Origin of the sequence: Brevibacillus sp. SIMBA_040 (genome assembly GCF_046535075.1) — a bacterium.
GTDB lineage: Bacteria > Bacillota > Bacilli > Brevibacillales > Brevibacillaceae > Brevibacillus.
Map to the genome: position 1 here is coordinate 1 of NZ_JAWRXI010000233.1, position 264 is coordinate 264.

Consider the following 264-nt stretch of genomic DNA (forward strand, 5'->3'; position numbering starts at 1 on the left):
GCCGGACTGCGGGGCGACGCCGGCTTGAATGATTAAGCCTCCGTTGCCCAGTGGAATACGGGCGAACCAATCTGGCGGGAGTCCGAGTGCCGATGCGCCGCCGACAGCCGTGACTAAGTCCGCATCGAGCGCGTTGAGCCAGTCCACGGTCTTGATCTTCGTGTCGAGCTTTCGAACGGTCGAGCGCATTGGATCGCCGACATCGATGCCTGGCCCGAACCGGCGCGCGTAGAAATACTCGCTGGCTTCGTTCGGTCGCCGCCC

1 protein-coding gene is annotated in these 264 nt (G+C 64.0%); it reads right to left on the minus strand.

The window, feature by feature from the left end:
* On the minus strand, positions 1 to 264 hold a 264-nt coding region (locus tag SB752_RS32665; protein WP_410719540.1), incomplete at both ends, for a type VI immunity family protein.